Origin of the sequence: Vibrio sp. DW001, assembly GCF_029016285.1 — a bacterium.
In the GTDB taxonomy this organism is placed as follows: Bacteria; Pseudomonadota; Gammaproteobacteria; order Enterobacterales; family Vibrionaceae; genus Vibrio.
Genome location: NZ_CP091975.1, coordinates 3,126,155 through 3,149,019, shown reverse-complemented (window position 1 = coordinate 3,149,019; position 22,865 = coordinate 3,126,155). Strand labels below are relative to the sequence as shown.

The following is a 22,865-nucleotide window of genomic DNA, read 5'->3' as shown; positions in this document are numbered from 1 at the left end:
CTAGGTAGAAAAAGGTGCAATACGCATTCTATCCTAATACGTCCATCATGTTAAAGATAGGTAGGTAGATTGCGATGACTACTCCTCCGACAACGACACCTAAAAACAGAATGAGCAAGGGTTCTATTAAAGTATTCAATTTATCTATGGATTCATCTAGTTCTGTATCAAATGTATCCGCAACTTTATCTAGCATGCAATCAAGTGCTCCAGATTGTTCACCTACCATGACCATTTGAATCATAAAATCTGGGAAGCAGTGGGTTTTCGTCATGGCGACATAGATGGGTACACCAGTTGATACCTCATCGAATAGTTGATTAACGGCCGCCCTAAAATAAAGGTTTGTTGTTAGATTTATGCTGTTACGAATGGCGCTGATGACGGGAACTCCGGAACGAACCGTTACCGCCAATGACCGACTAAATCGAGCAATGATAGATTTCACGATCAGAGGGCCAACAATAGGGATACTAAGTTTTTTTTTGTCGATGAGCCGATGAAAACGATAAGAGTAGACAATGAGAAACTTGTAAAACGCAGTAAGTGCGATTAACCACGTTACTTGTTTGGCCGTATTAGCACTTAACCAGTGAGAGAGTGAAATAATTTTCTGAGTAAACCAAGGTAATTGAGCGCCAAAACTACGGAACATATATTCAAATTCTGGAATGACCTTTACTAACATTAAATAGGTGACTAAAAAGGCTAATAATAAGACAAAGACAGGGTAGATCATTGCTTTCACAAGCTTTGATTTTTGCTGCGTCGTTTTTTCTCTATAATGAGCAATTCTCTCGAAAGTTTGTGCTAACTGCCCGGAAAGTTCGGCGCTAGAAACCAAATGTACATAGGTATTATCAAATAGAGGACTGGCCTTTTTAAGAGCTTCGGAAAGTGGACATCCTTCTTCAATCGCATTTTTAATTAAGGTTATAACAAACTGGCCACCTGATTTAGGGTGATTATTCGCAAGCAGTGATAATGATAAAGTTAAGGAAAGTCCAGAATTAAGTAGTGTGGCTAATTGTCGAGTAAATAGATTGATATCTTTCGTTGTCATTCGCTGTTTTTTTAGCGAATAAAATGAGGTTTTGATCTGTTTTATATCTCTTATATAAATATTCCTATTTGTCAGTATTGAAATGACTTCATATTTATCTCTTGCGAACATAGTGTCATTGATTTGCTTTCCCGCAATATTTCGGCCGGTCCAGCGGTAACGATGTAAGGGGAGTTGAGTCGATGTCATTTTTTACCTTTGAATAGTTAGCGCGATAAGTGGGTACTAAAAGATTAAGGTTCGTTGCAATTCTTTGATACTCGTTATCCCTTCAATCAATTTATTTCTCCCTGAATCAGATAGAGGAATAAAACCATTCTCTAACGCTATGTCGTTTATTTCAGAAGCGCTGCTTTGGCGTTCAATTGTTCTCATAAGGGTTTTGTCTATGTTTAGCAATTCGAATATACCAATCAATCCTGAGTAGCCGCTGAGACAGTCGGCGCATCCGTGAGGATTAGCTTTGTATATTTGTAGAGAACCTCGAGGGTTTAGCTTTCGATTCGAAGAGGTCTCCAAATCTAATTCCTTGCATGCAGGACATAGTGCTCGTGTAAGTCTCTGCGCGACGATTAATGATAAGCATGAGGCTAGGCTAAATTTATCTACCCCCATGTTAAGCAGTCGAGTCACCGCTTCACTAGCTGAGTTGGTATGCAGTGTGGAAAGTACAAGGTGACCAGTTTGGGCCGCTTTAATTACAATCTCAGCGCTCTCAATATCACGAATTTCTCCGATCATAATGATGTCAGGGTCTTGCCTTAGAAGGGCCTTTAAGGTGGAGGTGAAGTTCAGGTCGATTTTGTCGTTCATTTGCACTTGATTGATACCTAATAGGTTAATCTCGATCGGATCTTCAGCTGTTGATATGTTCTTTTCTGGTGTATTGAGATAGGTGAGCGCGGTATATAGTGAAATGGTTTTACCACTTCCCGTAGGACCGGTGATTAACACCAATCCTTGAGGTTTACTAATTGCAGACACATAGAGGTCCATTTGCGTTTGGGATAAGCCTAGGGCTGTTATGTCTAATGGGACTGATTGCGTTTTGAGTAATCGAAGGACGATTTTTTCTCCCCATAATGTTGGCAATGTGGAGACGCGGATATCAACGCTCTGTTTAGACGTTAAGGTATGTTTCATCCGTCCGTCTTGCGGAAGTCTTTTCTCTGCAATATCTAAGTTGGCCATTACCTTTATTCTAGAGGACAACCTATTTGCTAATTGAGGTGGGGGAGAATCTATCTCGACCAATACACCATCACATCGTAAGCGAATACGGTATTTATGTTCATAAGGCTCGAAATGAATATCTGAGGACCTTTTCTGCATTGCTTCTAACAAAATTTGGTTGATATAACGGCTAATAGGGTCATTTCTTTGAATCTCAGCACTGGTTGTGTTTAGTTCTTCATTAGAAAGAGGAACCAATTCCGATAGTTGGTCATTGCTGATATTTCGAATTATATCCATAGTTTCTCCCTATACGTTCATCTAACCGATATCAATACTCAGCCCATAGCAATGAAATCAGAACACCGTGCCTGTTGAGCATTGTTTTGGCATAACTAATTTTTCAGCAACATCTGTAATGCATGTCCAGCTTCCCGCGTTATCGCGATTAAGCGCGATTTTCTTCTTATTAAATTGAGTATCACTACCCATCGTTAGGATCAGTTGACCTGATAGAGGATCGCTGGTTGCTGATTTTGTTTCGATATCGCCTAGTGATGAAGCGGTTGCACCAAGATCTGAGGCTATTTGGCTTGAAGATAAAGTAGGGAACTCTCCACTCGTTGCTATGTAATCTTCTACATTAATCTTAAGTGCGGCTATGGTTGCCATCGCTGCACCTAATTGAGACTTCTTGATGTAATTTTGATATTGAGGGATGGCGATAGAGGACAACACACCAATAACAGCAACGACTATCATCAGTTCTATTAAAGTGAAGCCACTACTGCTTATGTTGCGATTGTTAGATAGAGTGAAACTACCGCCACTCTTGAAATTGGCGTGAGGATTAAAAAGCATCATATTCTCCTGCTGTGGGTCATAATGAAAAGCAAGAGTAGAAAGAACGGGAGTAAACAGAAACGCTGCCGATAAGAGAACGCGTGTCGATTAATAAAAATTATTTTTTGTTACAGGTGTTGTTAAAAATGACCCGACAGAAACTGAATTAGACCATGCTTAAACTAATGCGAGCTGGCTAGACGTGAACATTGGTTTATAGAGTAATACTTGTGTATGAGATAAAAATGTCTATGAGGTGATAAGTATTTATAAGGTCAAAAAAAGAGGCTAGGCCTCTTTTTTATCAATTAGATTGGTTTTTATCTTTCAACGATGTTCGAACATAATTATCTAAAACGCATTGAAAGGTCCATCGCTTTTAGATGCTTGGTTAAAGCACCCACCGAGATATAATCAACACCCGTTTCCGCAAATTCTCTAATGGTCGCTAATGTTACGTTTCCTGAGTTCTCTAAATCTGCTCTGCCAGCGTTAATCTTCACTGCTTCTCTCATCATATCGGTAGTAAAATTGTCTAACATAACGATATCAGCACCAGCGTCAATTGCTTCTATAAGCTCTTCAAGCGATTCTGTTTCGATTTCAACTGGTTTGCCAGGATTAAGGGTTTTCGCCGCTGAAATCGCCTTATTAATACCACCGCAAGCAATGATGTGATTCTCTTTAATTAAATAGGCGTCGAATACTCCGATGCGATGATTAAAACCACCACCGCAGGCAACCGCATATTTTAGCGCGCTGCGTAAACCCGGAATAGTTTTACGTGTGTCTAGTAGCTTGCAGTTTGTTCCGGCGATCTGCTGGGCATACTGTGCGGTTATGGTTGCGCAACCAGATAATGTCTGAATAAAGTTCATGGCGTTGCGCTCACCCGTCAACAACACTCTTGCGGGACCAGATAGTGTACACAAGGTTTGATTTGGTTCGACCTTGTCACCATCTTGTACATGCCAATCTATGCTTACCTTACTTCCGAGTTGTTTAAACACTTCATCTGCCCAAGCTTGCCCACAAAAAACGCCTGTTTCACGAGTAATAATGGTTGCGACGCTTTGTCGATCAGATGGAATAAGCATTGCAGTAATGTCTGCCGTAACATCCAATGTACCCCCTAAGTCTTCACGTAGTGTTTCTGAAACCGTACGTGTTATTTCTAAAGGAAGTTGCTTTTTTAAGTAATTAAGGCGAGCGTCGCTGTCGTGTGTATTTTTCATGGCTGATCTGGCGCAAGTAAGTAGGGAGTAGAGGATGATACTCCGGCTTGTGAATTATTTCAGCAGGAAAACGAGCAATTTGTGTCTCTGATGTTAAAAACTTGCTTAGTAATGCCTACCAAGCCCTTGTTGTCATTCTGATAGTTGCGATAGAGTGTTAAAGATTAACCCGTTCAGGAATACATAATGAGAATTACGACGGATGCATGGTTGGAAGGTGTGAGGCATGTCCCTTCGCCTTATTGCGATACACGGCCTAGTGAGGCGAATGTGAGTTTGCTCGTTGTTCATAATATAAGCTTACCCCCAGGCCAATATGGTGGCGAGGCAATTGAACAATTGTTTACTGGCAGACTTGCACCAAGTGAACATCCTTTTTTTGCCGTCATCCATCAAATGAAGGTCTCGGCGCACTGTTTAATTCGTAGAGATGGAGAAGTGGTGCAGTTTGTTCCATTTAATATGAGAGCTTGGCATGCCGGAAAATCCAGTTTTTCAGGCGTAGAGCGATGCAATGATTATTCTATTGGTATCGAATTGGAAGGTACCGATTTTGATTCGTATACAGATCAGCAATATGTGTCTTTAGGACGCGTTACAACACTATTGATGGAACGGTATCCGTTTATTACCACCGAGCGAATTACTGGCCACCAATACATTGCCCCACTAAGAAAAACGGATCCAGGTTTGGTTTTTAACTGGCGCTATTTCCATAGTGTAATCAATCGTGACTAATCGTATTTTAATCTGTGTCGTTGAGTGTTTTAAACAAAACTCTAAGAAACAATTTATTAACAACGGTGAGGATTATTATACTTAATGTAGCTACATCAAAAGATTAATGTATATCGATGGCAATAAAATGTTGACCTTATGTTACATGCGGTATTTTTTATGATTTAAATCAATTTTCGTCTAGACAATAACGTTATTTTTATGTTAACTTTTGTCCACTTTAAAATTGGTAATACCAATTTACATGGTTCACAAGTTAGAATAATTGAGTAAAAAATAACGATATGGCTTATCAAAGGATACGTCAGCCTAAACTTTCCGATGTGATAGAGAAAGAAATAGAAAGGTTGATATTAGAAGGAACATTCTCACCAGGCCAGCAATTGCCGCCGGAGAGAGAACTAGCGACGCAATTTGATGTCTCGCGTCCTTCTATCCGTGAAGCTATTCAAAGATTAGAAGCCAGACGTCTTTTGACTCGTCGTCAAGGTGGTGGAACCTTCGTAAGCGAAAGCTTATGGAAAGGTTTTTCAGATCCGCTACTTGAACTTCTATCTACTCATAATGAAACCCAATTAGACTTGTTAGAATCTCGCCACGCATTAGAAGGAATATCGGCCTACTTTGCCGCTTTGCGTGGGACAGAAGAAGATTATATAAGAATTCGCAGTATCCAAGTGCGAATCCAAAAAGCGGAAGAAGAGAAAAATGTAGAACAAGAAGCTGCCGAAGTAATGAAATCACTTATCGCTATCACTGACGCCGCCCATAATGTTGTGCTACTGCATATTGTTCGAAGCCTAGCGCCTCTTCTTGAGCAAAACGTATTACAGAATTTAAAACTATTGAACCGCCGCAGTGATGTGGCTGGAAAAGTAAGTAGACACAGAGCTAATATTGTTGATGCGATCGTTTCTGGACAGCCTGAACAGGCTCGTGAACTTTCCCATTCTCATTTGGCTTATATCGAGGAAACATTGTTGGATATCAATCGTGAAGAGAGTAGAAGGAAACGCTCTTTACGTAGAATCCAGCAGAGCGATAAGTCGTAAACGAATTATCGCATGTTCACTAGATCCAACTAATAAAAAGGATAGACCGCCATGTCTGAAGTCATTAATAATGACGTTGATGCACTGGAAACTCAAGAGTGGCTTGCTGCACTAGAGTCAGTAGTACGTGAAGAGGGTTTAGAGCGTGCACAGTTCTTACTAGAAACAGTTTTAGATAAAGCACGTCTTGATGGTGTAGATATGCCTACTGGTGTTACTACAAACTACATCAATACGATATCTCCCGATCAAGAACCCGCTTATCCAGGTGATACTACTTTAGAGCGTCGTATTCGTTCTATTATTCGCTGGAATGCAATTATGATTGTATTACGCGCCTCTAAGAAAGATTTAGAGTTGGGCGGCCATATGGCGTCTTTTCAATCTTCAGCTGCGTTCTATGAAACCTGTTTTAATCACTTCTTTCGCGCTCCCAATGCGAAGGATGGTGGTGACCTAGTTTATTATCAAGGTCATATTTCTCCGGGTATCTATTCTCGTGCATTCGTAGAAGGCCGATTGACGGCAGAGCAGCTTGATAATTTTCGTCAGGAAGTGGGTGGCAAAGGTATTCCTTCTTACCCGCATCCAAAATTAATGCCCGAATTCTGGCAGTTCCCGACTGTCTCTATGGGACTTGGCCCAATTTCTTCTATTTACCAAGCTCGATTCCTCAAGTATTTAGATGGACGTGGACTTAAAGATACATCTGAGCAACGTGTTTTTGCGTTCTTAGGTGATGGTGAAATGGATGAGCCTGAATCACGCGGCGCGATCTCATTTGCCGCTCGTGAAAAACTTGATAATTTATGCTTCCTTATTAACTGTAACCTACAGAGACTCGATGGTCCTGTAATGGGCAACGGTAAGATAATCCAAGAGCTAGAAGGCTTATTTAAAGGCGCGGGTTGGAACGTAGTTAAAGTTGTTTGGGGCAGTGGCTGGGATGCACTGCTTGCCAAAGATAAATCAGGTAAACTACTGCAGTTAATGAATGAAGTAGTTGATGGTGATTATCAAACATTTAAATCTAAAGATGGCGCGTATGTACGTGAGAATTTCTTTGGACGTTATCCTGAAACTGCAGCGCTTGTGTCTGATATGACAGATGCTGAGATATTCGCCCTAAAACGTGGAGGTCATGATTCTTCGAAGCTTTATGCCGCGTACCAAAATGCAGCACAAACGAAAGATCGCCCAACGGTTATCCTTGCTAAAACAGTTAAAGGTTATGGGATGGGTGGAGCAGCTGAAGGTATGAATATCGCTCACCAAGTGAAGAAAATGGATATGACACATGTTCAACAACTTCGTGATCGTTTAGGCCTAAAAGATCTTGTTTCTGACGAAGAAATGAAGTCTCTGCCTTACTTAAAACTGGAAGAAGGGAGCGCTGAGTTCGAATATCTACACGCTCGTCGTAAAGCGTTGCATGGTTATACACCTGTTCGTTTACCTAACTTCACTCAGCCGTTAGAAATACCTCAACTGGATGAGTTTAAGCCACTACTTGAAGAGCAAAAGCGTGACATCTCGTCAACAATGGCATTTGTGCGTACGCTTAATGTGCTACTGAAAAATAAAGGCATTGGTAAGAATATTGTTCCTATCGTTGCTGATGAAGCGCGTACTTTCGGTATGGAAGGTCTATTCCGACAAATTGGTATTTATAATCCACAAGGGCAAAACTATACACCTCAGGATCGAGATATTGTCTCTTATTATAAAGAAGCAACATCAGGTCAGGTACTTCAAGAAGGTATCAATGAGCTAGGTGCTATGTCTTCATGGGTTGCCGCTGCGACATCGTACAGCACCAATGATTTACCAATGATTCCGTTTTATATCTACTATTCTATGTTTGGTTTCCAACGTGTTGGAGATATGGCTTGGATGGCCGGTGACCAACAAGCACGTGGCTTCCTATTGGGAGCAACGGCGGGTCGTACAACATTGAATGGTGAAGGTCTTCAACATGAAGATGGTCATAGCCATATCATGGCAAGCACAGTACCAAATTGTATCTCTTATGATCCCACTTTCGCTTATGAAGTGGCTGTTATTGTGCAAGACGGTATTCGTCGTATGTATGGTGACCAAGAGAACGTGTACTACTATTTGACGCTTATGAATGAAAACTATGCGATGCCAGCGATGCCAGAAGGTGTTGAAGAAGGTATACGTAAAGGTATCTATAAGCTCGAAACTCACGAAGGTAGTAAAGGCAAAGTTCAATTGCTGAGCTCTGGTACTATCATGAATGAAGTTCGCAAAGCAGCAGAAATTCTAAGTGAAGAGTATGGTGTTGCTTCCGATGTCTATTCTGTTACCTCGTTCAATGAAGTCACTCGTGACGGGCAAGAAGCGGATCGTTACAACATGCTGCATCCTGAAGCAGAAGCAAAAGTGCCTTATATCGTTGACGTAATGGGTTCTGAACCAGCTATTGCAGCAACGGATTATATGAAGAACTATGCGGAGCAAGTTCGTGCATTTATCCCTGCCGAATCTTATAAAGTGCTTGGTACTGATGGCTTTGGTCGTTCAGACAGTCGCGAAAATCTGCGTCGTCACTTTGAAGTGAACGCTGGTTATGTTGTCGTCGCGGCTCTAAATGAACTGGCGAAACGTGGTGATGTTGAAAAACCTGTGGTAGCTGAAGCAATCAAGAGATTCGACATTGATGCAGATAAAACTAACCCGTTATACGCATAAGTAATAGGACAGAATAATGATAATCAAAATTAATGTGCCTAATTTTAATGTAGACGCGGATATCGCGAGTTCGCTTGAAACTAACCTTCAATACGACGCATAAGAGGTAGGACAGAATAATGGCAATCGAAATTAATGTACCTGATATAGGTGCGGATGAGGTTGAAGTTACTGAGATTCTTGTCAGTGTAGGCGACAAGGTTGAAGAAGAACAATCCCTTATCAGCGTTGAAGGCGACAAAGCTTCAATGGAAGTTCCAGCGTCACAAGCGGGAATTGTAAAAGAGATTAGAGTTGCTGAAGGCGACAAGGTAACGACGGGCGCATTGATCATGCTCTTTGAAGCCGCGGAAAATGGAGCGGTATCAGCTCCGGTTCCAGCACCTGAAGTTGCCTCCACGGCGCCTTCAATCGTCTCTCTAAAAGAGATCATCGTACCGGATATCGGCGGTGATGAAGTTGAAGTCACTGAAATAATGGTTGCTGTCGGCGATGTTATCGATGAAGAGCAATCACTTATTACTGTTGAAGGCGATAAAGCTTCAATGGAAGTACCTGCTCCATTCTCTGGTACGTTGAAAGACATAAAGATAACTGAGGGTGACAAAGTTACCACGGGTTCACTTATCATGGTCTTTGAAGTGACAGAAGGCGGAGCGGCGCCAGTTGCCACAATAGCGCCGACTGAATCAGTGCAAGCTGTCGCTGAGCTTAAAGAGATCACGGTACCTGATATTGGTGGTGATGAGGTTGAAGTCACTGAGATCATGGTCGCAGTAGGTGATGCTATTGAAGAAGAGCAATCACTCATTACTGTTGAGGGCGATAAAGCCTCAATGGAAGTTCCTGCCCCGTTTGCTGGTGTTTTGAAAGAAATCAAGATCACAGAAGGCGATAAAGTTACTTCTGGTTCTTTGATTATGATATTTGAAACGATGTCTGCAGGTACGCCAGTAGCCGCAGTAACTGCAGCAGTGCCTTCAGTACCCGTTCCAGCAACGAAACCAGAAGCACCTAAAGCGGCAGCAGTATCAAAAGCGCCAGCAACGGGTGAGTTTGAGGTTAATAATGACTATTCGCATGCGTCTCCGGTGGTTCGTCGTATCGCACGTGAGTTCGGTGTTAATCTAGCGAAAGTTAAGGGAACGGGTCGTAAGAGCCGTATCCTCAAAGAAGATGTGCAAAGCTACGTTAAAGAAGCGTTGAAGCGTCTTGAATCTGGTGCCGCCGCCGCAGGTAAAGGCGATGGTAGTGCACTTGGCTTACTTCCTTGGCCGAAGATTGATTTTAGTAAGTTTGGTGATGTTGAAACTAAACCGCTATCGCGAATTCAGAAAATTTCTGGTGCGAATCTTCACCGTAACTGGGTAATGATTCCGCATGTTACACAGTGGGATAATGCTGATATCACTGAACTAGAAAAATTCCGTAAAGAGCAAAATGCAGTAGAAGCGAAGAAAGACTCGGGTGTTAAGATCACGCCTCTCGTATTTATCATGAAGGCGGTTGCGAAAGCGCTTGAAGCATTCCCGACATTTAACTCTTCATTGAGTGAAGATGGTGAAAGCTTAATACTGAAGAAATACGTTAATGTAGGTATCGCGGTTGATACGCCAAATGGTTTAGTCGTTCCGGTATTCAAAGACGTGAATAAGAAAGGTATTTATGAGCTTTCTGACGAGTTAATGGCTGTATCGAAGAAGGCGCGCACGGGCAAACTTACTGCTGCGGATATGCAAGGTGGTTGTTTCACCATTTCGAGTTTAGGTGGTATCGGAGGAACAGCGTTCACTCCAATAGTGAACGCGCCTGAAGTCGCTATTTTAGGCGTATCTAAGTCTGAGATGAAGCCGGTTTGGAACGGTCAAGACTTTGTGCCGCGCTTACAATTACCTCTATCGCTCTCCTACGATCACCGAGTGGTTGATGGAGCAGAAGGTGCTCGATTCATTACTTATCTAAATGGTTGTCTATCTGATATCCGTCGATTAGTTCTGTAGTAAAAATGAAAGGTGGCAATGTAGCCACCTTTCTTGTTTTATAATTTCATATCATTCTGGTTAGTTTCGAGTATGGTATTTATAAATTAACGACAATAATTTCATTGATACGGCATTGCTGTTAATGGAATTGTTGTACAGCTCACAGGCTAAATGGAATTTCTTTTCACTTCGTTAACAAGTTTGTAAACTGTTGAGGTCTGAAAGAAAAAGAAGTTAACAATTATCGACTTTTAGCCTGTTAGGGATAATGACTACAAGAGGTCACAATGAGCAAAGAAATTAAAGCCCAAGTCGTCGTACTTGGTGCCGGTCCTGGTGGATACTCCGCTGCATTCCGTTGTGCAGACTTAGGCTTGGAAACTGTACTTATCGAGCGTTATAGCACACTAGGTGGTGTATGTCTGAATGTTGGGTGTATTCCATCAAAAGCATTGCTGCACGTAGCGAAAGTAATTGAAGAAGCTAAAGCCCTAGCTGAACACGGTATCGTGTTTGGTGAGCCACAAACTGATATAGATAAAATACGTTTGTGGAAAGACAAAGTGGTTGGACAGCTAACCAACGGTATCGCTGGTATGGCTAAAATGCGTAAGGTTACTGTTGTTAATGGTTACGGAAAGTTTACCAGCCCGAACTCTATTGAGGTTGACGGTGCAGACGGTAAAACAACGGTAAACTTTGACAACGCGATTGTTGCCGCTGGCTCTCGTCCAATTAAGCTGCCGTTTATTCCACATGAAGATCCACGTATTTGGGATTCTACGGATGCTCTAGAGCTGAAAGAAGTACCTGGAAAACTACTCATTATGGGGGGGGGTATCATTGGCCTAGAAATGGGTACGGCATATCATTCTTTAGGTTCTAAGATCGACGTTGTAGAAATGTTTGATCAACTTATTCCTGCGGCGGATAAAGATATCGTTAAGGTGTACACCAAACGAATAAAAAACAAATTCAATTTGATGCTGGAAACTAAAGTGACAGCAGTTGAAGCGAAAGAAGATGGTATCTACGTGACGATGGAAGGCAAAAAAGCGCCTGCGGAACCAGAGCGTTATGATGCTGTGCTCGTTGCGATTGGTCGAGTACCCAATGGTAAGCTTCTTGATGCGGAGAAAGCGGGTTTAGAAGTAGATGATCGCGGCTTTATTAATGTTGATAAGCAGATGCGTACAAACGTACCTCATATCCATGCTATTGGCGATATTGTAGGCCAACCAATGCTCGCTCACAAAGGTGTACATGAAGGGCATGTTGCTGCCGAAGTTATTTCTGGTAAGAAACATTACTTTGATCCTAAGGTCATTCCTTCTATTGCTTATACTGAACCAGAGGTTGCTTGGGTTGGTAAAACAGAAAAAGAAGCAAAAGAAGAAGGAATAAATTACGAAGTAGCCTCTTTCCCTTGGACTGCCTCGGGTCGTGCAATTGCATCTGATTGTTCAGATGGTGTGACTAAACTTATTTTTGATAAAGTATCTCATCGCGTGATTGGTGGCGCTATTGTTGGTACTAATGGTGGCGAGCTGTTGGGGGAAATAGGCCTAGCAATTGAGATGGGCTGTGATGCTGAAGATATTGCATTGACCATTCACGCACACCCAACTTTACATGAATCTGTAGGGCTTGCTGCGGAAGTGTTTGAAGGTACAATTACCGATCTTCCAAACAGAAAAGCGAAGAAGAAGTAACTATATTTTCTTGAAAAAACCGCCTTTATTGGCGGTTTTTTATTGCCATAAAAAAGCGATGGTAGCCCATCGCTTTTTGTCTATTGCCAATAAACGTTATTATTTTAGTCTTCTTTATAGATACAAAGCATATTTAAAAAACTATCGGTGAACTGATCAAGATGCTGTTTATCATTGTTACGATTCGCTTCTAAATAGATAGCGTAACAGATGGCGTGAAACATTTTAGCCAGGTTTTCAGGGTTTTGATTTTCACATATTTCTCCACGTTCAATAGATTGGGAAAACATGTTTTCTACTAATAGTCGACTGTTTTTATTAAGAGAAACATAAAGCGGCCACACTTCATCGCGAGCTGATGCACTCCATTCAAACCATACTTTTAACCAGTGCTCATTTTGTAATACCAGTTCACACATATTATCTGCTGTGTTTTTAAGATTCTCTTTAGCATGTAAAGAGGTATCTATATTCTCATTGAGAAAAGCAGAAAATTGACGCACAACATGGTGTAATACCTCGTCGACGAGGTCTTCTCTTGTAGGGAAATAGTTGAAAACCGTAGCAACTGAAACTTGTGCAATTTCAGCTATATCGGCGTGGCCACCACGGCCTATACCACGACGGGCAAAAACGTCTAATGCAATATCCATTAACTGCAATTTACGTTTTTGCGGGGACAAACGAGTCCGAGGATGTTTCTTTATCATGTCCATAACGGGTTTACCTTGCCAAATCGTTGATTATCTAATTTATACTTATTATGATGTTTATATTGCTTAATGAGTGTACAAGTGCATATAAATGCGGTCAATTTATACAGTTAACAATTATGTCACTAATTTGAGATTCCCCCACAAAACAGAATGAAATCTTATATTTCATTTACATTAATGATGTAAATGTTATTAGTGGTAGTCGGGTTAGAACTTATAGAGCTAAGCCGGAGTTCATCACTAGAACTAAGTTAGCAACCACCACTAGAGTAATGTTAGAATACGGTAAGATTTTTAGTAGTATATTTAGCGTTTATAGCTTAACCAGATAATTGAGAAGAGAATGAAACATACAGTTGAAGTGATGATCTCTGAAGAAGAGGTTCGGCAGCGTGTCCTAGAGCTCGGTAAACAGATTACGGAACATTATGGAGATTCCGAAAACCTAGTAATGGTTGGACTCTTGAGAGGCTCTTTCGTTTTTATGGCCGATCTTGCGCGAGCAATTGAGATCAACCACTCAGTTGATTTTATGACGGCCTCAAGCTACGGAAACACGATGGAAAGCTCTCGTGATGTACGTATCTTAAAAGATTTAGATGATGACATTAAAGGTAAGGATGTACTGCTGGTTGAAGATATTATCGATACTGGCAATACATTGAGTAAAGTGTGTGAAATATTGTCGATACGTGAGCCTAACTCAATTGAGATTTGTACGTTATTAGACAAACCTTCACGTAGAGAAGTGGACGTACCGGTTAAATGGATAGGGTTTGCGATACCAGACGAGTTTGTTGTCGGTGTCGGTATCGATTACGCGCAAAAATATCGTCACCTACCTTACATTGGTAAAGTAGTGCCTCAAGAATAAACTCAAAAAGGAGCGCATTTATGGGCTCCTTTTAATTCAGGTACTTGTCAACTTATCGCGTTGTTATTAACTTATAGACCTGCAAATATTTGTTATATCTCACCGTGGCTAGTCAGTTTAGATATGGCACCTTGGTAGGCAATTTCTAAAGATTCTCTGCTGTGGCTTCGCATACCTAGATCTTTTAGCTTTCCATCATCGATACCATAAATGACACCGTGAAGATCTATCTGTTGACCTCTCTCCCAAGCGTTCTGCAATATGGTTGAATTGCCCAAGTTATACACTTGTTCGGCTACATTGACCTCACAAAGCTTGTTTCCCCATTGCTCTCGTGGATATTCGCCTAACCAATTGCGGTGTTTAAGGTAGATATCTCGAACGTGTAGTATCCAATTGTTAATAAGACCTAATGGTGTGTTGTCTATGGATGCGTTGACGCCACCGCAACCGTAGTGACCACAAACGATAACATGCTTTACTTTTAATACATCAACGGCGTACTGAACGACCGAAAGGCAGTTTAGATCGGTATGAATCACCTGATTTGCAACATTACGGTGAACAAAAAGCTCGCCGGAATCTAATCCGGTCAGTAATTCTGCAGGCACACGACTATCCGAACACCCAATCCATAGATAATCTGGACTTTGTCTTTCTACTAATTTAGTGAAATATTCAGGACTCTCTGAGGTCATCCGATTTGACCATTCAGCATTTTTTTCAAATAGTTCTTTTATATGTGGCATTTATGTTCCCTCTGTATTTTACATACTATACACATGCTACTGAATTGGTTCCCATAATAGTTAATGCTTTTTTACATTTACATTACTGGTAAGAGTAGTTGTTGGCGTTTAATAGGCTATTTCACACAAGGCACTTTTATTTAGATGATTCTAATAAATAAATGTTGTTTTTATATGGATTAGCCCCCATTTAGTTTTACTGTCACTCTGTATTTATCGTCTCCATACGAAGCTGCAAGACCACTAAATAAGATCATAACTATGTACGCACTAGAAATAAAAGATTTGAGAAAGACCTATTCAGGTGGATTTGAAGCGCTGAAAGGTATCAGTTTACAGGTCAAAAAAGGCGATTTTTATGCGCTTTTAGGTCCTAATGGAGCGGGTAAGTCCACAACTATTGGTATTATCTCTTCTTTAGTAAACAAAACATCTGGGGAGGTAAAGGTTTTTGGCAACAATATGGACACTCACCTAGAGCAAGCAAAACAGCACCTCGGCCTTGTACCACAAGAATTTAATTTTAATCAGTTTGAAACCGTTGAGCAGATAGTTATACAGCAAGCGGGTTACTATGGCGTGTCAAAAGAGTTAGCCAAACATAGAGCAAAGAAGTGCCTTACCCAACTTGATCTATGGGAAAAACGGTCAGAGCGAGCACGTAACCTTTCTGGTGGTATGAAACGACGTTTAATGATAGCTCGTGCTCTGATGCATGAACCCAAACTGCTTATTTTAGATGAGCCTACCGCGGGTGTGGATATAGAATTACGCCGTTCCATGTGGCATTTTCTTAAAAAAATAAACGCGGAAGGTATCACGATCATACTGACGACTCACTACTTAGAAGAAGCGGAGATGTTGTGCCGAAATATCGGCATTATTAATCGTGGTGAGTTAATCGAAAATACAACAATGAAAGAGTTGCTCAACAAGCTGGATGTTGAAACTTTTATTCTTGATTTGGATGAAGGCAGTTCTAAACCTGAGCTTACAGGAGTGAATTCTATGACTCATCATAACGATTCTCTAGAAATTGAGATAGACAAGACGCAAGGTTTGAATTTTGTCTTTAGTCAATTAACCGAGCAAGGTATCAATGTTTTATCGATGCGAAACAAAGCGAACCGACTAGAAGAGCTATTTGTGAGTATTGTTCGAGAACAGAGCGGGAAATAATTAATTATGTATCAAATTTACTGGACGGCTTTTAAAAGCTTATTATCGAAAGAGATTAATCGCTTTATGCGTATCTGGGTACAAACACTCGTGCCACCAGCGATTACAATGACACTCTACTTCATCATCTTTGGCAATCTTATTGGTTCTCGAATTGGAGAAATGAATGGTTTCAGTTATATGGAATATATCGTTCCAGGTTTGATCATGATGTCAGTTATCACTAACTCATATTCTAATGTTGCCTCTTCTTTTTATAGTTCCAAATTCCAAAAGAATATCGAAGAGTTGTTGGTAGCTCCTGTTCCTAATTATGTCATTATTATCGGCTTTGTTATGGGAGGAGTGACTAGAGGGTTAGCCGTAGGTGCGATTGTTACGGTTGTCTCATTATTCTTTGTCGACTTGCAGGTCGAGCATTGGGGGATCATTATTGCGACAGTCTTTATGACGTCTGTTGTCTTTTCATTGGGTGGCTTAATTAACGCTACCTTTGCCAAAACCTTTGATGATATATCGATAATCCCGACGTTTATTCTGACACCCTTAACCTATTTAGGTGGTGTATTTTATTCGATCAATCTGTTGCCAGAATTTTGGCAAGGGATATCGAAGATTAACCCAATTGTGTATATGGTTAATGCTTTTAGGTATGGTTTCTTAGGGGTGTCTGACGTAGGGATTGTGACCTCTTTTACTGTGTTAATTGCTTTTGTGGTCGCGTTGTATGCTATTGCACATTATTTAGTAACGAAAGGTATAGGGCTTAGGTCTTAGGGTATTCGTTAATTATGGGATATAAAAATAGCTATCAGTGACTGCTGATAGCTATTTTTTTGTATCGTTATTGGTAAAAAAGACAAAATCAAATACAGTTTGAGGGCATGATAAATATCATTCTTGCTCTTTTTCCTCTGCAACTAATTCAAGTACCTGATTATCAATTAACCTTGCTTTGCCTAAGAAAGCAGATATTAAGATAACGGCCTGTGATGTCTCTTCACCGATAATTAAAAGTGTTTTTGCATCACGAATGAATATCTCATCTGGGTGTAGGCCAGCGGCTCTTAGTTGGTCTTCTGCATCTTCAATGACTGAATCGTAATCGTTTCTACCTCCTCGAATTTGGCTGCTTATCCAACGCATTGTTCTTGCTAATACGGGAGCACGCTGACGTTCGTCCATAGTGAGAAGTGCGTTGCGAGAACTCATCGCTAAGCCATCTAATTCTCTAACGGTTTGCACACCGATAATCTCGGTGCCCAAGCAAAGGTCTTCGGTCATTTGTTTAATAACAGCAAGTTGTTGGAAATCTTTGTCACCAAAACAGGCAAAATCGGGCCTAACGATATTAAATAACTTGGTTACTATCGTGGCCACACCGCGGAAGTGACCGGGACGAGAAACGCCTTCAAGCATATGTGATAACTCAGGTACTTCGACAAAGGTTTGCTTATCTAAGCCCTCTGGATACATCACTTCAGGGGTTGGTGTAAACACGAGTTCGACACCCTCGCCATTCAGTTTACTTAAGTCCTTGTCTAAAGTGCGAGGATAATTAGTTAGATCATCTGCTCGTTCAAACTGCATTGGGTTAACAAAAATGCTCACCACAACAACATCAGCATATTCCTTTGCTTTACGTACTAGAGTTAAGTGCCCTTCATGAAGGTTGCCCATCGTAGGGACAAAGGCAATGGTTCTACCGTCACGTTTCAGAAGAGTAATTTGCTCTCGAAGAGAGGAAATATCTGAGATTGTTTGCATTATATTATTCCTCAAGCGATGGTGTGGTCAGAACCAGGGAAAGTACCATCTTGTACTTCTGAGATATAGAGAGACACCGCTTTACGGATGTCTCCTGTTTCAGCTAAGAAGTTTTTAGAGAACTTAGGCATATAATTAGCGGAAATACCGAACATATCGTGCATTACCAAAATTTGACCATCGGTATCGCTTCCCGCTCCAATGCCGATAACAGGCACGTCAACGGCTTGGGTGATTCTTTTTGCTAGTTCGGCAGGTACACATTCTAAAAGAACAATTTGAGCGCCTGCTTCTTGCATTGAAATAGCATCACGAACCATTTGGTCCGCCTTTTTTTGATCTCTACCTTGAACTTTATAGCCACCAAAAATATTGACAGATTGAGGAGTTAACCCCAAATGAGCGCATACAGGAACGGCACGGTTGGTTAGAAATTTAACCGTATCAACTAACCAGTCGCCTCCCTCTAACTTAACCATGTTTGCACCGGCTTGCATTAACTTCGCAGCATTTCGGCCCGCTTGTTCAGGCGTGGCATAACTCATAAATGGCATGTCGGTCATCAGTAGACTGTTTGGGCTTCCTGCACGCACACTACGGGTATGATAAGCCATATCATCTATGGTGACAGGTAAGGTATTATCTTGCCCTTGGAGTACCATCCCCAAAGAGTCACCAACAAGCAGTACTGGCATTTCTTGTTGTTCAAAAAGTTGAGAGAAGCTTGCATCATATGCCGTTGATGAAGCAAATTTACGACCCTCTCTTTTCCAAGTGATCAGATCGTTAATAGTGATTTTTTTCATGTGTAATCCTTTTCAGATGGAATGGACTATTATTGCCAAACATTTAGGCCATTTCTATCTACTTGAAGTAGTAGATTCGATAGCTCGGTTCCACCTGGAAGCTTCAAATTTGGTGCAATTTCTGCGAGCGGGTAGAGAACAAATTCTCTCTCTTTCATTCCATAATGAGGAACGGTAAGGCGCTCGGAATTTATCGTTGAGTTGCCATAAAGTAGAATGTCTAAATCTAGGGTACGAGATCCCCAGCGTTCGTCTTTACGCTCACGACCATGCTCTAACTCAATCGCTTGTGTTGCGTTAAGTAGTTGTATGGGCGTTAATTCTGTTTTTATCGCTACAACAGCATTAATATAGTCGGGCTGATTTTGTGGTCCCATCGGAGCACTATTATACAGTGATGATGCCAGTATAAATTGGGTCTTTGGCAAATTTTTCAATGCTTCTATTGCATTTTTTGTTTGATTGACAGGATCATTTAGATTGCTGCCAATCGCAATATAGACCGTTATCATTACTCTGGTTTGCTTTTCTTGTTGCGATAGTTCTTACGGCGACGAAAGCTTGGTTTGTCGTCTCCTAAATCGTTACTCATTGCTTGACGCGTATTCCGTCCTGAGTTTTGGTAGGTCTGCCACCATTTTGCGAGTTCTTTTGCCTCGCCCTGTTCGACTTCACCACGCATCTCTAAAAAGTCAAACCCTGCACGGAACTTGTTGAGTTCCATAAGGCGTGTTGCTCTCTTACCACTTCTTCTTGGTAGCCTTAATTGAAGCTGCCAAATTTCTCTGATAGTTGCGGTATGTCTTCTTGGTATCGCAATACTTTTTACTTGTTGATCCAATACAACATTGCTTGCTTCCATAATGGCATCGTAATACGCGAGGCCTTTTTCTTCCATCATCTGGCGTGCGACTCGGTTAAGTGGATACCAAAGTAGGGCTGCAAACATAAAGGCAGGATTAATTCGTTTGCCCTCATTGATTCGCTTGTCTGTCGAGTCTAGAACAAGTTCAATCATGTGCTCAGTTTCTGAGTCACCTTCGTCAGTAAATTCTTCAGCAACAAGCGGAAAGAGCGCTTTAAAGAGATCGTAATCTCTCATTAATAAATAGGTTTCGAAACCTTGTCCAGATTGAAGGAGTTTAAGTGATTCTTCAAAAAGGCGAGCAGATGGAATGTCTTCGAGCAAATAGGCTAGATCGAGGATAGGATCTGCAGTCGTCTCGCAAATATCCATATCTAATTTGGCGGCGAAACGCACTGCTCTCAGCATTCGAACGGGATCTTCACGGTATCGAGTTTCAGGATCTCCGATAAGACGGATCAATCCATCATCGAGATCTTCTTTACCGCCAGCGAAATCTTGAATACTGAAGTCAGCAATACTGTAATACATGGCATTGATTGTAAAATCTCGACGCTCTGCATCTTCTTCAATGGTCCCGTATACATTATCTCGGAGTAACATGCCCTCGTCAGATTGCGCGGATACATTCTTAGCTGGTTCTTGATGATGCCCACGAAATGTTGCGACCTCGATAATTTCGCGGCCAAACATAATATGAGCTAAGCGAAATCTTCGACCAATCAGACGGCAGTTTTTAAATAATGCTCGAATCTCTTCTGGAGTGGCATTTGTGGCAATGTCAAAGTCTTTTGGTTTATGACCTAAAAGTAAATCTCTTACCCCACCACCAACTAAGAATGCATCAAACCCGGCATTGTTAAGGCGATAGAGCACCTTTAATGCACTGTCACTAATGTCTTTACGGGAAACTCCGTGCTCATTTCGATTGATAATGTTCAGCTTGATTTCTCCAATATATTAATTGTTAGTTGGATGGTTTTGTCTGCCAATAGTTATATATTTCATTGTTTGCCAGTTGGCATTTATAGTCAAATTAAGCAATTCTAATTTGACTTTCATGTGCTAATGCCAAAAACGGTGCTAATAATAGCCTACGGAGCACCATTTGAGAATGGTGTTGTGATCTTGCTCTCCGGTGGCAGTTCATTAATTGACCAGTTTGAGCATCCCCATGTCAAAATATCATCCAATGTTGCCTCTTGAACCTCTTGAGGAATAACAAAACCTAAAAATTGCATTGCCTGAATAAGAGTAGGCTTTGGTTGTTGCAAATTAATGGCTTTCGCATGATTTTGTTTGGACAGTTTATGCCCAAATTCATCAATCGCCAATGGTAGATGAAAATAACTAATTGGCGTCGTGTTTAGAAGCCGATAAAGACCAATTTGACGTCCCGTTGGTTCGATGAGGTCTGAACCTCTAACTACTTCGGTTATACCTTGCGCTATGTCATCAAGCACAACCGCTAAATTATATGCAAATAGTCCGTCTCGGCGCCTGATTATGAAGTCTTCAGAAGCTAACGCATCAGGGATATTTATCTTACCTCGAACAGAATCGACAAAATACGTTATTGGGTTATCCACTCGTATTCGTATAGCGCACTCTTTCTGGGTGGTTATTTTTTTGTCCCGGCAGGTTCCAAGATAAAAACCACCTTGAGCCTTAATCTGTTTCCTACTGCATTGGCAATAATAGGCCTGCCCAGTGACTAACCATTCGTCAATCTTTTGTTGATATGCGTTGTGACGTTGACTTTGATACATCACATCGCCATCCCAATAGAGATGGTATGCTTCGAGTGTCTCTAGGATATGGGTGGCGGCTCCAGGTATCTCTCTTGGCGGATCGAGATCTTCCATCCTAACCAACCATGTTCCGCTGTTCGACTTGGCTTGGAAATAACTACCAAGAGCCGCAACAAGTGATCCAAAATGTAACGGACCTGAAGGTGATGGAGCGAAACGACCTATATAACTCATAAATAAATCAGTATTAACTCGGTATAGTAAAAGAAAAAAGGGAGCCAAGGCTCCCTTCAGTTTTTACTTTTAGATTAACCTTGCATCTGTCTTTCTTTCATTTCCGCAAGGGTTTTACAATCGATACAAAGATCGGCTGTTGGGCGAGCCTCTAATCGACGAATACCGATTTCAACACCGCAAGACTCACAGAATCCAAAATCGTCTTCTTCGATCTTATTGAGCGTCTTTTCAATTTTTTTGATTAAACGACGTTCACGATCTCGGTTACGTAATTCAAGACTGAATTCTTCTTCTTGTGATGCTCTATCAACTGGATCTGGAAAGTTAGCTGCTTCATCCTGCATGTGGTGCACAGTCCGTTCAACTTCATCTCTAAGTTGGTCACGCCAAGCTCCTAAGATCTTGGAAAAATGATCCATCTGTTCTGGTGACATGTACTCTTCACCAGCTTTTTTTTGGTAAGGCTCAACGCCTGCAATGGCTAGGATGCCTAGCGCTTTTTTCTTTTCTGGCATACCACGTCTCCTACTTACACCAACATCAACTGACTTGTAGTTAATTTTAGGCGGGTATCTATAGCAGAAAGAAAAGCTGGAAGCAAATTAAGAAATTTCATAATTGCCTTCTGTGTGAGGTCTGCATCATTTTTTATTAATCGATAAACTCGATAGAAGAAACGAGGCGAATCTCACGGCTTGATAATTCTGCTTTATAACAGAGTATTTCAACACCAGCTTCTTTTGCTTGTTTTAGTAATTGTGAATAATTTGCATCTATATGGTGTGCAACGGACACTTTTTCAATGCCTGAATGTAAAACAGCGAAAAAAAGTACCGCCCTGTTACCACAATTAACCATTTCTGTGAGCTCACGCAGATGCTTCTGGCCGCGAGTTGTCACGGAATCAGGAAAGTACCCTTGTCCACTATTTTCTAGTAACGTGACGCTTTTGACTTCTACGTAACAAGGAGCTTTGCCCTGACCTTCAAGATAAATGTCTACACGGCTGTTTTCACTGCCATACTTAACTTCTGTATTCAATTTATCGTAGTCTAAAAGTTCCAAAATAACATTGGTATTGATTGCTTCAACCACAAGATTATTTGCTCTAGCGGTATTTACGCAGATATTTTCACCACTTGCATTCTGACTGAGTTCCCAACTATTTGGATATTTTCGCTTCGGATTGTCAGAAGTTGAATACCAAATGGTATTTCCTGCGTCAGCACAGCCCGTCATCGCCCCAGTGTTTGCGCAGTGTATGGTACGAATTTCTCCTGATGGAAGTTCTATGTCAGCCAAAAAGCGCTTATAGCGTTTGATTAATGTGGCCGGTTTTAGCTTAGGTTCAAAGTGCATCTTTTCACTGTTTTCATTACAATCTTGTTTAACTAGTAAATCATAAGGT

21 protein-coding genes are annotated in these 22,865 nt (G+C 41.2%); 8 read left to right on the top strand and 13 right to left on the bottom strand.

Annotation, left to right across the window (positions count from 1 at the left end; all coding sequences use genetic code 11):
* Positions 1 to 28: 28 nt before the first annotated feature.
* The 4 genes from L3V77_RS14350 to nadC all read right to left on the bottom strand — a co-directional run bounded on the left by L3V77_RS14350 (position 29) and on the right by nadC (position 4,314).
* Positions 29 to 1,252 carry a type II secretion system F family protein gene (locus L3V77_RS14350; protein ID WP_275134747.1) on the bottom strand — a complete coding sequence of 408 codons (1,224 nt, stop codon included), beginning with the start codon at positions 1,250 to 1,252 and terminating at the stop codon, positions 29 to 31.
* Positions 1,253 to 1,288: 36 nt separating this feature from the next.
* Complete coding sequence (locus tag L3V77_RS14345) at positions 1,289 to 2,536, bottom strand: ATPase, T2SS/T4P/T4SS family (RefSeq protein ID WP_275134746.1); 1,248 nt, start codon at positions 2,534 to 2,536, stop codon at positions 1,289 to 1,291.
* 57 nt (positions 2,537 to 2,593) lie between these two features.
* Positions 2,594 to 2,998, bottom strand: a complete 405-nt coding sequence (locus L3V77_RS14340) for a pilin (protein WP_275136785.1) — start codon at positions 2,996 to 2,998, stop codon at positions 2,594 to 2,596.
* 428 nt (positions 2,999 to 3,426) lie between these two features.
* Positions 3,427 to 4,314: a carboxylating nicotinate-nucleotide diphosphorylase gene (gene nadC, locus L3V77_RS14335; protein WP_275134745.1), complete on the bottom strand. Its 888-nt coding sequence runs from the start codon at positions 4,312 to 4,314 to the stop codon at positions 3,427 to 3,429.
* Positions 4,315 to 4,500: 186 nt separating this feature from the next.
* Between nadC and ampD the strand changes: the two genes are divergently transcribed.
* From ampD to lpdA, 5 genes are all read left to right on the top strand, one after another.
* Positions 4,501 to 5,052: a 1,6-anhydro-N-acetylmuramyl-L-alanine amidase AmpD gene (ampD, locus tag L3V77_RS14330; RefSeq protein WP_275134744.1), complete on the top strand. Its 552-nt coding sequence runs from the start codon at positions 4,501 to 4,503 to the stop codon at positions 5,050 to 5,052.
* A gap of 284 nt (positions 5,053 to 5,336) precedes the next feature.
* The gene (pdhR, locus tag L3V77_RS14325) at positions 5,337 to 6,104 is read left to right on the top strand and encodes a pyruvate dehydrogenase complex transcriptional repressor PdhR (protein ID WP_195704260.1); all 768 of its coding nucleotides are present in this window, start codon (positions 5,337 to 5,339) and stop codon (positions 6,102 to 6,104) included.
* 51 nt (positions 6,105 to 6,155) lie between these two features.
* Complete coding sequence (aceE, locus tag L3V77_RS14320) at positions 6,156 to 8,819, top strand: pyruvate dehydrogenase (acetyl-transferring), homodimeric type (RefSeq protein ID WP_275134743.1); 2,664 nt, start codon at positions 6,156 to 6,158, stop codon at positions 8,817 to 8,819.
* A gap of 119 nt (positions 8,820 to 8,938) precedes the next feature.
* On the top strand, positions 8,939 to 10,819 hold the full coding sequence (gene aceF, locus L3V77_RS14315; RefSeq protein ID WP_275134742.1) for a pyruvate dehydrogenase complex dihydrolipoyllysine-residue acetyltransferase: 1,881 nt from the start codon (positions 8,939 to 8,941) through the stop codon (positions 10,817 to 10,819).
* A gap of 269 nt (positions 10,820 to 11,088) precedes the next feature.
* The gene (gene lpdA, locus L3V77_RS14310) at positions 11,089 to 12,513 is read left to right on the top strand and encodes a dihydrolipoyl dehydrogenase (protein ID WP_275134741.1); all 1,425 of its coding nucleotides are present in this window, start codon (positions 11,089 to 11,091) and stop codon (positions 12,511 to 12,513) included.
* Positions 12,514 to 12,617: 104 nt separating this feature from the next.
* On the opposite strand, the gene L3V77_RS14305 is transcribed toward lpdA, so the two are convergent.
* Complete coding sequence (locus tag L3V77_RS14305) at positions 12,618 to 13,229, bottom strand: TetR/AcrR family transcriptional regulator (protein ID WP_275134740.1); 612 nt, start codon at positions 13,227 to 13,229, stop codon at positions 12,618 to 12,620.
* A 343-nt stretch (positions 13,230 to 13,572) separates the two neighbouring features.
* On the opposite strand from L3V77_RS14305, the gene hpt reads away from it, so the two are divergent.
* Complete coding sequence (hpt, locus tag L3V77_RS14300; protein ID WP_275134739.1) at positions 13,573 to 14,103, top strand: hypoxanthine phosphoribosyltransferase; 531 nt, start codon at positions 13,573 to 13,575, stop codon at positions 14,101 to 14,103.
* Positions 14,104 to 14,195: 92 nt separating this feature from the next.
* On the opposite strand, the gene can is transcribed toward hpt, so the two are convergent.
* Entirely contained in the window at positions 14,196 to 14,852 is a 657-nt protein-coding gene (gene can / locus L3V77_RS14295; RefSeq protein WP_195704254.1) for a carbonate dehydratase, read from the bottom strand.
* A 261-nt stretch (positions 14,853 to 15,113) separates the two neighbouring features.
* On the opposite strand from can, the gene L3V77_RS14290 reads away from it, so the two are divergent.
* Both L3V77_RS14290 and L3V77_RS14285 read left to right on the top strand, forming a co-directional pair.
* Complete coding sequence (locus L3V77_RS14290) at positions 15,114 to 16,031, top strand: ABC transporter ATP-binding protein (RefSeq protein WP_275134738.1); 918 nt, start codon at positions 15,114 to 15,116, stop codon at positions 16,029 to 16,031.
* A 6-nt stretch (positions 16,032 to 16,037) separates the two neighbouring features.
* Positions 16,038 to 16,808, top strand: coding sequence for an ABC transporter permease (locus L3V77_RS14285; RefSeq protein WP_275134737.1), 771 nt, complete (start codon positions 16,038 to 16,040; stop codon positions 16,806 to 16,808).
* A gap of 117 nt (positions 16,809 to 16,925) precedes the next feature.
* Here the strand turns inward: L3V77_RS14285 and panC are convergent, their stop codons facing one another.
* The 7 genes from panC to sfsA all read right to left on the bottom strand — a co-directional run bounded on the left by panC (position 16,926) and on the right by sfsA (position 22,816).
* A complete protein-coding gene (gene panC / locus L3V77_RS14280) occupies positions 16,926 to 17,798 on the bottom strand; it encodes a pantoate--beta-alanine ligase (protein WP_275134736.1) in 873 nt (290 codons plus the stop codon).
* A gap of 11 nt (positions 17,799 to 17,809) precedes the next feature.
* Positions 17,810 to 18,604 carry a 3-methyl-2-oxobutanoate hydroxymethyltransferase gene (gene panB, locus L3V77_RS14275; protein ID WP_275134735.1) on the bottom strand — a complete coding sequence of 265 codons (795 nt, stop codon included), beginning with the start codon at positions 18,602 to 18,604 and terminating at the stop codon, positions 17,810 to 17,812.
* Between the two features lie 29 nt (positions 18,605 to 18,633).
* Positions 18,634 to 19,116, bottom strand: coding sequence for a 2-amino-4-hydroxy-6-hydroxymethyldihydropteridine diphosphokinase (gene folK, locus L3V77_RS14270; RefSeq protein ID WP_275134734.1), 483 nt, complete (start codon positions 19,114 to 19,116; stop codon positions 18,634 to 18,636).
* Positions 19,116 to 20,426 (bottom strand): polynucleotide adenylyltransferase PcnB, encoded by a 1,311-nt coding sequence (pcnB, locus tag L3V77_RS14265; protein WP_275136784.1) that lies wholly within the window; start codon positions 20,424 to 20,426, stop codon positions 19,116 to 19,118. The genes folK and pcnB overlap by 1 nt, the downstream gene beginning before the upstream one ends.
* A gap of 137 nt (positions 20,427 to 20,563) precedes the next feature.
* Positions 20,564 to 21,454 (bottom strand): tRNA glutamyl-Q(34) synthetase GluQRS, encoded by an 891-nt coding sequence (gene gluQRS / locus L3V77_RS14260; protein ID WP_275134733.1) that lies wholly within the window; start codon positions 21,452 to 21,454, stop codon positions 20,564 to 20,566.
* A gap of 74 nt (positions 21,455 to 21,528) precedes the next feature.
* Positions 21,529 to 21,972 (bottom strand): RNA polymerase-binding protein DksA, encoded by a 444-nt coding sequence (gene dksA / locus L3V77_RS14255; protein ID WP_195704247.1) that lies wholly within the window; start codon positions 21,970 to 21,972, stop codon positions 21,529 to 21,531.
* A gap of 136 nt (positions 21,973 to 22,108) precedes the next feature.
* Positions 22,109 to 22,816, bottom strand: a complete 708-nt coding sequence (gene sfsA / locus L3V77_RS14250; RefSeq protein WP_275134732.1) for a DNA/RNA nuclease SfsA — start codon at positions 22,814 to 22,816, stop codon at positions 22,109 to 22,111.
* Positions 22,817 to 22,865 lie beyond the last annotated feature (49 nt).